Below are 13,969 nucleotides of genomic sequence, written 5' to 3'. Positions count from 1 at the left end.
TTCTCCTCCTTATTTTCAGTTGCATTATAATTTTTTGTTAAACCTAATTTCTTAATATTGAAATTTATTAACTTGTTCTTCGAGTTGATTTATTACATTCTTTAGTCGTCTTAATGTATCTTTTTGAGACTGAGTGTTATTCGTATCAACTTCATTCGATAATTTTGTAATACTATTATTTATTAGATTCAAATCCTCTTTATAACGTTTCATTAGCTCAATCTCTCCATCTACTTGATTAGCAAATGTATGCAAATCATTTTGCATGAAAAGAATCATTGATTTTTGTAAATCTGCTACTGTTAATTTAGTTGTTAAGTCATATAATTTTTGATTTTGTTTCTCTAAATCATTTAAATATGCTCTTTGCTCTGCTGTTAGTTTATTAATTTCGGCAAAGGTACTATATGTTTTTTTAATTTTTTCAGGATCAATCACTTTCATAAGATCATACTCTTTCGTTTTTGTAACTGCAGCTGCAGCAATTTCACCTTTTTTACTTTTCTCTATCGCTTCACGTGCTTCTTTTTTGGCAGCTTCAATTTCTATAACTGATTTTCCCTTTTCTGTTGCTTCTTGCTCTGCTTTCTTCTCTGCTTCTACAATAGCATTGTTTATTTCTTTTCCTTTGTTATACGCCACTACTGCGGTTTGAGCAGCCGGTTCAATGATATCTTTTGATAGACTATAAATTTCTTGGAATACCTTTAGCCCTTGTTCATTTAAAGCTCCTGGTAATAATGCTATTTGCTGTAAATCATTTTGAATTGATTTTTTTGTATTTAGCATTTCATTTTTTAACTTGTCTATTTTTCCTGTTCCCTCTGAACTAAGTACACTCTGTGCTTTTATCACATCTGTATCAAGATTTTTCAGTTTCTTATCTACCTGTAGTTTAAGATCTGTTAACTCATTAATCTGACGTTGCACGTTTTCTTGGTTTGTTATAGTCATATCTTGAAGAACTTCCAGTCTATCTAAAAACCCTTCTTTATCTTCCTTATTATCTACAAATCCTTTTAATGTTGGATAATAGCTATTAAATTTGGTTGCAAATCCTTTGCTTTTTGAATTTAATAGAATTAATTTTGGATATAGTTCTGATGACCACTCTTTCATATCTTGTTTAATTAGAAATTGAGTTGTATTTAAAGATGGAACTTCTTCAAGTTGCACATTCGGACTTGCTAAGGCTCCATCTATAAAGGTTTGTGTTAATTTGGAGTGTGCACCTATTTTTCGTAATGCTGAGGAAATATCTATATTATCTTGTTTCGTTTCTGCCTGAACGATTGGCATTGCGAGAGTATTGATAGGAATAGTCGCTCCAGTAACGATTGATGTTATTAAAAATCCTGTCATAATTTTATTCTTCATTCCGTACACCTCTTCACTATTGTTTTTTACAGTTTTAATCGTAAATGTTGTACAACCTAACGTTAGGATTTCTTCACACATACTTAAGGATAGAGATTTTTTCAAAAAAGTAATTCCATCTCGTTTTTTATTTATTTTTGAAAGAATATAAGGACCTTACTTCCCCCTCATTTTAAACACTATGTTTTTCATAAGTAAACCTGAAAATCACATTGATTAAATTTGATTTTTCAGATATTTATTATTCAAATTTAAAAATATTATATTTAAAAAAGTTATATACAAATTTCATTTCATAAAGTGAAATAATTATACTATGATAATTAAACATAAAAATTCTTTGATTCCTTTAAATCTATATGAATCCCCTTACCTAAAAATGATTTTAATATAATTTAATAGTGATTAGCACATATGTGTCTTTTATATGGATATGTAAAATTACATATCCATATAAGAGTATCTAGCTTAACTACTCCAAAATATTATTATCGTATACATAATAATATTATTGCTACGAACACCACAGGAGAAAATTTCCCTCATGCACTTTAGGGGATAAATTGTCCATGAAATAATAATTTTTGCTTATATACTTACTATTCATTATAGAAATACAAAAAAGCGATTCTTTTCACATTAAAAAGAATCGCTTTCCAAGTTCATATTTTCAATTACATTAAATAAAGAATTGAGAGATTATCACTTAAGAGCTTTAACTATAACTTCAGCTGCCTCTGCAATTAGTTGATTATCATAGGTAGCCTCTTTCTCATCTTTACTAGATAAAATTGCGATGATAATAGGTGCTCTATTCGGAGGCCAAACAATAGCAATATCATTTCGTGTCCCATAACTTCCAGCTCCTGATTTATCTCCAACTATCCAGTCAGTTGGTACGCCTGCACGAATAAGTTTGTCTCCTGTAGCATTTCCTTTCATCCACTCTGTAAGAATGTTACGTTTATGAGCTGGAAGCGCATTTCCGACCGTTAAAGCTTTCAGATTCGTAGCAATTGCTTTCGCTGTACTAGTGTCACGAATATCTCCTGGAATAGCCTCGTTTAACTCTGTCTCAAAGCGATCAGCCATAGTAATCCGATCACCCATCTGTCTAAGCGCTTTTTCATATCCTTTAGGTCCACCTATTTTATTAAATAAAATGTTCCCTGCAGTATTATCACTGGTACGAACGGCGGCCTCAGCAATTTCTCCTAGTGTCATTCCGGTATCTACATGTTTCTCTGTAACAGGTGAATATTCCACTAAGTCATCTTTCGTATAAGTGATAACTTCATTTAATTTATTAGTTGAGTTTTGCTGTAGCAATACTCCTGCGGCTAACGCCTTGTAGGTTGATGCAAAGGCAAATCTTTCGTTAGGTCGATAAGCTATTGTTTGATGTGTACCCGTATCAATAGCATACACACCTAATCGAGCATCAAATTTTTTCTCAAGTTGAGAGAATTCTTTATATGTCGCATGCTTTTTATGTTTAACTTGCCCTGTCTTTTCCTTCGCTTCAACTTGCAATGCCCCTCCTGTAAAAGTTTCTAGGCTTGTAAGACTTATACCTAATATACCAATGCATATTCCTATTTTTAGCATCCTCTTATTTTTCAAAATCATCATTCCTTTCAAATTTTCAATACTGAAAACAAGTAGTAAATTCAATACAATGTATCTATTTGAATACCTGTTTTTATACGTACACATAATAGACCATCTAAGAAACAAGTTTGTTCCATAAATTTAAAACCTTTTTTAATTAGTAACCAAAATATTAACAAAAATAAGAGATAGCAACTATGATAGCAACTAACTCTTATTTCAAATCTTACTTTTTCTTTAACTTATAAAGGCTTTTATATAAACAGGAACTCTTCCCCTGAGAAAAGTACACAAATTATTAATGGTTTTGATTCGAACTCTCTGTACTAGCAGTTTCACCTTGTATACGTTGCTTTTTCAAATCAAAGTATACATCTAAAACTTCTTTTCCAATTATAGAATTAATTCCACTTTTATCGTTATGAAGCCATGGAACTACTACAGAAAATGCTACTTCTGGATTATCATATGGAGCATATCCAACTAACGTTAAGTTGTAGCATTCCATACGTTCTCCTTTTGCATTTCTACCAATTGGATCATCTCCACCATATACAGTTTGAGCTGTCCCTGTCTTTCCTGCTGGTTTATATGGCGCGTTTTTGAAATACTTCACGCCAGTTCCATCACCTTCTTGGAATACCCATCTAAACCCTTCTTTTATCCGATCAATATGTTCTGTCTTCATATCAATTCGATTTAATACGACAGGCTCTATAGAGCGTATAACTTTGCCAACCTCTTCTTCTTTTATTGATTGCTCTCGTATTTCTTGTACAATTTGAGGTTGCATTCTATAACCGCCATTAGCAATCGTTGAAATATATTGCGCCAATTGCAACGGTGTATACGTATCATACTGCCCGATAGAAAAATCTAGTAAAAACCCAGGCTGACTATCTACTTTTCTAGTTTGTCCAATTATTTCATTCGGTAAATCAATACCTGTTGGAACTCCTAATCCAAATTGTTTAAAATAATAGCGCATCGTATCAAATGCTCCTTGTTTTATATCCAACGAACCATTTGGTACGTAATTAACTCCCGCAATTTTTAAAGCTGTCTGGAACATGTATACATTCGAAGATACTTGTAGCGCTCGTAAATCATTAATATTACCAAATCCGGATACATTCCACGATTTCTTAGCTTGTGTACCTTTAAATTTCATAGGTGCATCATAAAATTGATCTCCTGGCTGTATTGCCCCTGTCTCATATCCAGTTAATAAAGTTGCACCTTTTACAGCTGACCCTAGCTCATACGAGGTTGTCATGTTACCTAATGCCAAATCTTCAATCTCTATTTTCCCTTCTTTTTCTACAATCTTTTTGCCTGCCATAGATAAAATCTGTCCGTTATTTGGATTCGTCATGACGACAAAAGCTCGGTCCAACAGTGGCTCTGAACTCTTAAACGCTCTCAAATTTTTCTCTATACTTTCTTCCACTTTCTTTTGTAATTCCATATCAATCGTTAATGTTAAACTATTACCACTTTTTCCTTTAGAGATTATTTCTGTGTTTATAATGTTTCCTGATTTATCAGTAATGTTTTTCACTTCTTCTTTTGCACCGTGCAAGACATCTTCATATCGTTGTTCAATATAACTTTTTCCTACACGATCATTTCGGTTATATCCACGTACCAAATAAGAATCTAAGTTTTCTTTCGGTAATCCTTCTTCACTACTCGTAATATTACCTAACACGGAACGAAATAGATTACCATTTACATAATTACGTTCCCAATCAACTGTTGCATCTACTCCTGGAAACTCAGCAAGGCTTTCACTTATTCGCGCATACTCTTGATCTGTTACATCTTTTTTTATAATTTGTGGTGTTAGTTGATAACCTGAACTCATTTTACTTTTAATAGCTAACACCTTTAAATCTTGTGCTGTTAATTCTGCCAATTCTAATTCTGTAACACGACTTCGTCTTAAGTCTTCTATTTTTTTATCTAACTCTTTTCCTTCTATTCCCTTATCTTTTAACTTTTCTATATCTTTTTTAGTAATCATCGTCTCCGCACGTTTCGTATTCAACTGCATCCAAAAATCTTTTTTATCGATATCTGTTAATTTATTTATATCTTGTTCAGACATTTCAAGTACTTTCGCTAAGTTGTTTGCTGTTTTTAAAATATCTTCACTAGTAATTCCCTTTACCCTTGTATACGTAATCGTACGAAGAGATTTATTATTAACGACTGTTTTCCCTTCTCGATCTAGTATTTGTCCACGTGGAACTGGTATACTAGTTGTTTCATTTTGACTGCTCTCCACTTGGTTCTTATAAGCCTCTCCCTCAACGATTTGTACTTTTCCTAGCTGCATAATAATGGCTGAGAATAGTAGAAATATGCAAAGGAACATTATATTTAATCGAATAGATATATATGTCTGCTGCTTTGTTTCTTTTTGTTTTTTCATAAATCCTCCATATAATTCTTCCGGAACTCCTCACTAATACTTAGTAAATAAATACGTTCCCTATATATTAGAAATCACCATTCAGTTATAAATAGTGTCTTATCTTTTTTTCTACATCCTTGTAAGCATCAAGCCTTCTTCGTTTAGCCGCGTAATTGATAAATCCCCTTTCCTGTTTTTCTCTCTATTTTTTTATTGCTTGCATTAGAAATGCTAAACTGTATAATGACTCATATTAAGCTTACACATAGACTTGCTAGTAACTTTTCATACTAATTATTCCTTTCTTCATGCTGTTATACTTAATAGACAACCTAAATAATAAAATTGTTCCACATTTACAAAAAAAATAATTAACTATAAGATGAAATAGGCTACATAAGGGAGGGTTATATGTTACATATAAAAAGATGGAGATTTTTTGCGGTTCTTTCTATTGTAGGTTTGATTTTACTAATTTTATTAAAAATCAACTTCATCTCAATTACTATCGCAACTTCTTCAGCTGAAAGAGGAAAAATTTCCGATCAAAATGGTGTAATACTAGCTACAAATAAGAAAATTAAGTCTCTATATTGCACTTCTAATGATGAAAAGGTATCGAATCAAGATACATCAAACACATTAGCTTTTTTTAAACAATTTTCAAACGAGTTTCAACATGACATTTCGGCAGAGGACATAAAATCACAATTACAACAATCTTGTAAAAAGCAGACTATGAATGATTTACCGTTATACTCTGACATAAATGAGAGTGAACTTACATTCATAAACAAGAACAAACCCAATAATGTAATAATTAAAGATGAATGGATTCGATATTATCCTAAACACGAAGTTGGTTCACAGCTAATTGGGTATGTAGAAAATGACCTTAATTCTAAGTATGGACCCGTTGGAAAAAGCGGGATTGAGCTGCAATATGAAAATGATTTAAAAGGAAAACCCGGAAAAACTCTTATTTTTAAAATGAATAATAAAAAGTTCTTATGGAACATTCAAAAAGTACAAAAAGGAAAAGATATCCGGCTAGCTTTAGACTCTAAGTTGCAGCAAAAAACAGAGGAAGCATTAAGATCTCAAATCAAGAAAATAACTGATGTTAATGCTGGTTACGTTGTGGTAACCGATGTGAAAACTGGCGCAATTTTAACTATGGCCAACTCAGCAGTGTTTGATCCAAATACATTATATGAACAAGTATCATCTAAAAAAGAAAACATCAAATCACTTTCGCAAAATAAAGCAATTCAAAAATTAAAGTATGGTGAATCTTATGTAAATATGGCCTCAACTATAAAGCCACTTACTATTTTAATTGGATTAAACGAAAAGCTTTTTCAACCTGAAGATACTTATTTAGATAAAGGTACTTTTCAATATGATAATCAAAATAACATTACGAATGCACCTGGAACTCCAACAGGTGAGATTACACCGAGGCAGGCTATCATTAATTCATCTAACACATTTATGACAGCAAAAGTAGCTCTACCCTTATTCAACCAAAATAATGGGAATATAGAAAAAGTTGCACATATATGGACAGAGTATTTAAAACAATTCGGCCTTCGTTCTAAAACCGGGGTTGATTTACCTTTTGAAGAAGACGGACAATATGAATTTCATCCAACAAACAAGTTTGAAAATGGTATCTCCGCCTTATTAAATGCCTCTTGGGGAGGAAATGAAGTACACACGCCTCTTCAACTTGCTCAATATGCAGCAACTTTAGCAAGTAAAGGTGATAAATATAAACCTCAAATCTTAAGTGCTATTATTGATCAAAATGGTAAGGAAACCAAAAAGTTTAAACCAATTTTAGAAAGTTCAAATCGTTACCCGGTGAAATTTTGGAGTGTCGTGCAAGGTGGGATGAGCCAAAATATAGAGGAAATTAAAAACTTACCCTTTCATGTCGCAGGTAAAACAGGCATAACAGGTGCTCCGAATGAGCAAGAAAGAATGATAAACCATTCTCTTTTCATTGCATATGCTCCTACGGAAGATCCACAAATTGCCGTTTCTGTCGTTATTCCTGGTAGTAATTCAGAAAAAAACATTGCTGCTCTCGTTACATCAGAAATTTTAGAGTACTGGAATACTCTTCAATAAGAGAATAAAAACAAAGAGGAAGGTTCATTAAAGTGAACCTTCCTCTTTACCATATAGAATCTATATTCATTATTTTCCATTTACCTTCATGATCCTTTTCGAACATGAAAGAATATTTAATATCAGTTAAAACATACTCTTTTTGTACATATCCAGTATTACCGCTAATTGTCGATACTTTTATATATCCATTATTCTGCACTTTTTCTGGAATCCAAGCTTTTACCATTTCATTAGATACTTCATATAAAACTTGTGATTCTCGCTTTGGTTCAGCTAAAATTTTCGTTTTATTTCCAGTAACAGTTGCATATATATAATGCGCTTGTTTTGGTTCGTTACTTTCTGTCAATCCACTTGGTACTTTGTATACTTTTTTTGTATCATTTGCAAATTCTCCCCCCATTGTAAGAGCGACTTGCAACTCATGAAAAATATCTTCATCAAACTTCAATTCATCCTTCTTATAACTCTTCCCTTTAAATAGAACTTCATCATTTAACGCTCTATACAAGTCATTTTCATTTTTTGAATTTGTACTTTGATATAATTCATTCATAAATTGTTTTAATGTTGGATCTTGAGCAGACTCATCTTTAGTTTTAGGCTTAATTTGTGTACTACTTTGGACCGGTGATTTATTATCATCAAGCCATGGTTGTTGAACGATAACAAATAACATTGTACAAACCAAAACAACTACTATAGGCAATGCTCTTTTACGAAACGGTCTTTTATGTTTTACAAGATCCGCTTCATTATTTTCATATATAGACTGCTTTATTTTAAAAATAAACTCTTCTTCATCTTTACGATTCTCCATTGGGCCTTTTTTTAATTGTTTATACCAGTCAGGATTTTGTTTATTGTTCATCACTACTACCCTCCCCTATTAATTTTGAAACCTTACTTCTCGCTCGGCTTAATCTAGATTTTACAGTTCCAATGGATACTCCTAGTGTTTCGGCCATTTCTTCATAAGATAATTCATATTTCGCGTCTAAAATTATTATTTCACGGTGTTTTTTAGGTAGTTTTAATACAACATCCCACACTTCATTCATTTCCTCTTGATTAAAAAATTCTTTTTCTGCCGATGGAGATTGCTTATCATCACTAAAAAAACCTACTAATGATATCCTTTTAAAATAGGAGGATTTCAAATAGTTTATTGCTGTATTTCTTGTAATTTTTAATATCCACGTTTTAATAGATGACTCCTTTCGAAATGAATTCCAATTTTTAAATACCTTTATAAATACATCTTGCGTGATATCATCTGATAAGTGTGGATCTTTCGTAATAATAAATGAATAATTCCATACATCTTGCCAATAGTCTTTTATAACATAGTCAAGCTCATCATGAATACACTTTTCAATAAACGTCTCTTCCATTTCCACACCTCGAACTTATTTGAATAAAGATAAAACTGCCCTCACTTTTATTATGGTTTCAATATATAGACAAGATACAAGTTTCATTTGTTCCGTTCTTTATCTTTTTTTAATAAAAAAATCCTCCTAAAAATGTAAAGGTGTGCAATTACTTTCATAAAATAATCATCTATACATTCTTTTACATGACAGGCTCCGAAAAAACAAGTAAAGCATACAATGTTAAAAATACACTCATAAAAAATCTGATTATTATTTGTGCATTTCACGCAACACTCCACTTGTATCACCTTTTTTCTTAGAGCATACTTATTTGTGTGCTCTATTTATGTTTTACTAAATAACTGTTTTGTTAACGTTTATAATTCCCCCTCACTTGTCCTTTTCAATTTGTTTTACTCTTCTATTTACTATTAGCAATACCAACCTTTCAAAAATGAAAACAAAGATGTGTTATTATCTTTATTCAGCCACAACAAAAAAGCATTCTCGATTAAGGAGAATGCTTTTTCGAAACTTAATTGTTCTTTGTATTGCTCACTTTATACCTTCGTGTTAAGCAAACAATGAATGTAGTAAAAGATTTCACCTTATAGTTACTTATTTTTTCTGAAAAACATGTTTTACTTTTTCGCCTGGAACGTTACTCCCCCCTCTTCCTTTTACATCTTCGATCATCATGGTAACGATCATGTCGGGCGCATTTGCATCAAAAGCTGCAAACCATCCAAGTTCTTTTCCGTCTGCTTCTTTCGACTCCTTCAGTTCTGCTGTACCGGTTTTACCAGCAAGAGTTATACCATCAACCTTAGCAATTCTCCCCGCGCCATCAGGGTCATTAATGACTTTTATTAATGCGCTCTTTAATATCTCTTGATTCTTTTTAGAAACCACATTTTCTTTCCAATTCCCCGCTACTTTTGCTTCTTTTAAAAGATGAGGCGATGGAATATTCCCTTCATTCACAATCGGTGCATATGTTAATGCTAAATGAAGTGGTGTCATTAATACTTGTCCTTGTCCATATCCCGTGTCTGCTAGTTGAATATCATTTTTTATCCCATCTCTTGCAATGATTGAAATAGGAAATTCGTATTCGATTGGTAATTTTTCATGAAATCCGTATTTCTTAAATTCATTTACATACTGATCTTTTCCCATTTTCAAAGCTTGTTGAGCAAAATAAATATTATCAGAGTACTTCATTGCCTTATCAAAATCAATTGGACTAGCTTCCTTCACACGTGTTACATAATAATTTCCCCAAGATGAATCTTTTGCCCACTTTAATCCTTGAATTTTAAATTCTTCCTTAGGGTTTATAGTGTTTGTTTCCAAACCAATTGCACCAGTAATCGTTTTAAATACGGAACCTGGTACAAATGCTTGTGTAAAACGATTCATCATTGGTAGTTTCGAGTCGTTATTCCATGCTTCTCGTTGGGCTTTTGATGCTCCTCTAACTATTGTATTTGGATTATAAGCAGGGCTACTTACAAGTGCAATAGTTTCACCTGTTTTAGGATTGACCGCTGCACTAGATCCTGCTTCATTTTTCATCTCATTAAAGATTTTTTCTTGAATTGCAGCATCGATTGTTAACGTAACGTTTTCCCCTTCTTTTGCTTCTTTTTTTGCTACATTTTTAATCTCTTTTCCATTCTCATCTTCTATAAATACGCGTCCACCTTTTTCGCCACGCAATTTATTCTCTAATACTTTCTCTAAACCTGTCTTACCTACTAAATCATCAGCTTGATAACCTCTTTTTTGAAGCGATTTTAACTCCTCTGCATTCACCTTTCCTATATATCCAGTTAAGTGTGCCGCTGCTTCTCCTAATGAATACGTACGAATATTTACTGGGCGAGATGATACTCCTTCTAATTCAATATAATCATTCTGTCTAGTTCCCTCTTTTAAAATCCCAATTGGTACAAAGGAGTCTGGTTTTATCCATTTCGCTGTAAGCTTCTGATTGACCTCTTCTATAGACATATCCAGTAACTGTGCTACTATTTCTTTTGTTTGCGCTGCCGTTTCGCCTAGTTTCTCTGGAATAATTCCAACCTCAGTCGCTTTACCATTCGTTGCTAGACCCTTCCCATTTCGATCATATATTTCTCCGCGTTTTCCTTGTTCTATTTGCATACGTACTTTGTAATCTTTTTTCATACCTGGAAAAATGAAATCTGGTGTCCAATCTATTTTCCAAGATTCTTTTTCTTTCACAAGTTTTGCTTCATGAATAAATGAAGCTGTTCCTCCATCCGTATCCATCTTAACTTCAAAAAGAAAAAGTTCTTTATCTTTAGCATTCTCTCCTTTCGTTTTAATTTTTAAATTCTTAACGCCAATACCTTCATAAATTTTTTGATATTTCTCGGTGAATTCCTTTTTAGAAATCGTTTTTTGGGCATGTTCTGATAAATGATCATACATATTTGCGAATTTTTTATCATTCCATAAATTTATATATTCTTCAAATGCTTGTTTTGGCGGTTCGTTTTTATTACATCCTACCAACATAACTGCAAAACAAAAGAAAACCAACATCCATAATTTTTTCAATTCAATCTTCTCCCTTAGTTAAAAATATTTATTCCTTTCTTGATATATTAAATAAAAAATGGTGTAACGCTTAATAGACAGTGTAAGTAATGAGATTGTTCCATATTTACAAAAGAAATTAATTTATGGTTCAGATGCATTCGAAGGGGAAGATTTTAAAATTCTTACAAATAAAAAAGCGGATCTATTTAGCAATCGGTGTCATTATTAGTGCTGTTTTAACAATTTTATTTAAAATACCTTTTAGTTTGAGTTCTCCGCTCTTATCTTTTTTGTAAATATTTGAAACAAAAAAGACCCCTTATACTAAGGGTCCTACAATAGAAAATAACTAAGTATAAACAATAAAAAGAATTACTGAAAGTATAATTTATAGGCGCTTTATATCCTTCTATTTCGCATCAAAACCCCTGCGCTGTATGCGACAGGGGATTCGATGCGTTCATTCTAAAGCTTATTTAGAAGAGTCATGTACAGGCAAACTACTAAAAATCAATTCAGCAACTTTTACATATCCTTTTGAGTTTGGATGAATCAAATCCGTAGACCAAAGCGTATTATCGTTTACTAAATGATGATTCCAAAAGTCAACATGATGAAGCTTATACTCTCTACTCAGTGAAAGAATAATTTCATTTGCCTCTAATAATTGTTCTTTTAACACTTGTTTTTTTTCAGAAGAAATAGGTAGCCGAACTGTAAAATCTGGAAGGTTTGCTATAATAATATCAGCATCTGTTTTACTTAATGTATCTATCATAAATTCCATTTCGTTCTTATATTCTTGATGATTCCAACGTCCTTTTAATACATCATTTGCACCTGCAATTAAACTAACCAAATCTGGATTAAACGTTAATGCCTTTTCCAATTGCTGTGAGCGAATTTCTTTAGTTACCAACCCACGTTTTGCAAAATTAGCATATTCTATATCGTTTACACAGAGTTGAACAAAATGATCTACCCAGCTTTTTAATGCTATTCCCTCAACTTCATCCCCTATGCCCTCTGTAAAACTATCACCAATCGATACAAATCGCTTCCACATATGTAGTCCCCCTTTATTATTAACCATATCTATACTATACAATAGCTCACACCGTAATTGTTATTTCTAAGTGGTTTTCGATTTCAATTATATTCCACTTTACTATATTTACATTTAGAATTCAAAATTGACCGATTCCTAAGTATACTTAGGAATCGGTCAATTTCGTATATTTACTAAAGAAATAAAATCTCTCTAGGAATTATACTTTTTTCAAAAAATTGGTTGTTCTTTGTTTTGCCCAGTTTATACATTTCTTTTCGATTAAATGATACGAAATTATAGAAAAAAGCAGTGTCATTGCAATGCACAAAGTAAGAAGGAAAAAGATAGGTATCTTTGTATACAAAAGTTTAAATAGTACCATCATGATTGGAAAATGACACAAATAGATACTGTATGAAATTTCTCCTAAATATACAAATACATTCTTATTTAAAAATGCTTTTACTTTTAGGTTACTCATAGCCATTATAATAAATATACTAACCCCCATTACGACACCCCAATCTTTTAATAAGAAAGTAGTATCATTACGGGAAAAACCATAAATTAAAATGGAATATAAATATAAAATAATCCCTAATGCAATAAGAAATCCTTTTTTAAATTTTTTCATATTCCTATATGAGTAAATAAGTTTTTCCTGATACTTAAAAAGTAACATTCCAACCATAAACATAGATGTAAAATGCAGTGTATCAGCATAACCATTATAAAATCCTTCAGCTTTCCCAATATGCAACATATTAAGAAAAACACTAATGAAAGAAAGGCTCAAAGCAAATAGTACCGTTTTCTTCCAATTCAGTTTATAAAAAAGAAGGAATAATAAAGGAAACACAATAGATATACGTATTTCTTGAGCCAATGACCAAATAACTGGATTATAATTTTCCGTAAAAAAGTTATTAAGAAGCAAAAAGTGGTTTAGAATATCTAATTTTGTTATAGACCCTTGCCACCTATCATAGAACCAATCCCGTAGTCCTACCACTTCATACGACGAAAATAAAATAAATAAAACAAAGGTAACGATTATCCAAAAATAATAAGGAATATAGATTCTTACAAATCTCTTAATTAAATATCCCCAATAATTTGTTTTTGAATGATAAAGTGCCATAGATAACACAAAACCACTTAGTACATAAAAAACGATAACAGCTTCCCCACCCGCCCATAAAAACCTAAGCGGGGAAAATTTAATAGAATTAGGCAACGATGGTAGCATTAAACAAAAATGTCCAAATACCACAGTAAGTGCCGCTAACCCTCGTATAGAATCTAATTCTTTTATTCTCTTACTCATAAAATGTTCTCCTTGTAAATTGTAGATTTTGCTGTTCGTAAAGGCCACTATACGAATGTAGTGGGAGAATTGTACATATTGTTTCTTTAAATTCCTAA

General features: G+C 32.0%; 9 protein-coding genes and 1 pseudogene. 2 read left to right on the top strand and 8 right to left on the bottom strand.

The genetic code is table 11. The features are described from left to right. Positions 1-51: 51 nt before the first annotated feature. Positions 52-1,377, bottom strand: a complete 1,326-nt coding sequence (gene hblC, locus ABH961_RS07505; RefSeq protein WP_404519155.1) for a hemolysin BL lytic component L2 — start codon at positions 1,375-1,377, stop codon at positions 52-54. 611 nt (positions 1,378-1,988) lie between these two features. On the opposite strand from hblC, the pseudogene ABH961_RS07500 reads away from it, so the two are divergent. Continuing rightward, positions 1,989-2,060: pseudogene (locus ABH961_RS07500) on the top strand (undecaprenyl-diphosphatase); the annotation flags it as partial. Between the two features lie 19 nt (positions 2,061-2,079). Here ABH961_RS07500 and bla read toward each other — a convergent pair. Then, positions 2,080-3,006, bottom strand: coding sequence for a class A beta-lactamase Bla1 (bla, locus tag ABH961_RS07495; protein ID WP_048547863.1), 927 nt, complete (start codon positions 3,004-3,006; stop codon positions 2,080-2,082). A gap of 280 nt (positions 3,007-3,286) precedes the next feature. Further along, complete coding sequence (locus ABH961_RS07490; protein ID WP_404519153.1) at positions 3,287-5,425, bottom strand: peptidoglycan D,D-transpeptidase FtsI family protein; 2,139 nt, start codon at positions 5,423-5,425, stop codon at positions 3,287-3,289. 393 nt (positions 5,426-5,818) lie between these two features. On the opposite strand from ABH961_RS07490, the gene ABH961_RS07485 reads away from it, so the two are divergent. Continuing rightward, a complete protein-coding gene (locus tag ABH961_RS07485; protein ID WP_404519152.1) occupies positions 5,819-7,543 on the top strand; it encodes a peptidoglycan D,D-transpeptidase FtsI family protein in 1,725 nt (574 codons plus the stop codon). 46 nt (positions 7,544-7,589) lie between these two features. Here the strand turns inward: ABH961_RS07485 and ABH961_RS07480 are convergent, their stop codons facing one another. From ABH961_RS07480 to ABH961_RS07460, 5 genes are all read right to left on the bottom strand, one after another. After that, complete coding sequence (locus ABH961_RS07480; RefSeq protein ID WP_001060748.1) at positions 7,590-8,417, bottom strand: hypothetical protein; 828 nt, start codon at positions 8,415-8,417, stop codon at positions 7,590-7,592. Next, positions 8,407-8,940 (bottom strand): RNA polymerase sigma factor, encoded by a 534-nt coding sequence (locus ABH961_RS07475; RefSeq protein ID WP_000393076.1) that lies wholly within the window; start codon positions 8,938-8,940, stop codon positions 8,407-8,409. Before ABH961_RS07475 ends, ABH961_RS07480 begins: the two co-directional genes overlap by 11 nt. A gap of 600 nt (positions 8,941-9,540) precedes the next feature. Next, positions 9,541-11,511 carry a penicillin-binding transpeptidase domain-containing protein gene (locus ABH961_RS07470; RefSeq protein ID WP_098132528.1) on the bottom strand — a complete coding sequence of 657 codons (1,971 nt, stop codon included), beginning with the start codon at positions 11,509-11,511 and terminating at the stop codon, positions 9,541-9,543. A 454-nt stretch (positions 11,512-11,965) separates the two neighbouring features. Beyond that, positions 11,966-12,586 carry an SGNH/GDSL hydrolase family protein gene (locus ABH961_RS07465; RefSeq protein WP_116480648.1) on the bottom strand — a complete coding sequence of 207 codons (621 nt, stop codon included), beginning with the start codon at positions 12,584-12,586 and terminating at the stop codon, positions 11,966-11,968. A 175-nt stretch (positions 12,587-12,761) separates the two neighbouring features. After that, entirely contained in the window at positions 12,762-13,871 is a 1,110-nt protein-coding gene (locus tag ABH961_RS07460) for an acyltransferase family protein (RefSeq protein WP_098132529.1), read from the bottom strand. Positions 13,872-13,969: the final 98 nt, after the last annotated feature.

It is taken from the genome of Bacillus sp. RC251 (assembly GCF_044908765.1).
In the GTDB taxonomy this organism is placed as follows: domain Bacteria; phylum Bacillota; class Bacilli; order Bacillales; family Bacillaceae_G; genus Bacillus_A; species Bacillus_A wiedmannii.
The sequence above is the reverse complement of the archived record's forward strand: the minus strand, read 5'-3'. Positions and strand labels throughout refer to the sequence as shown.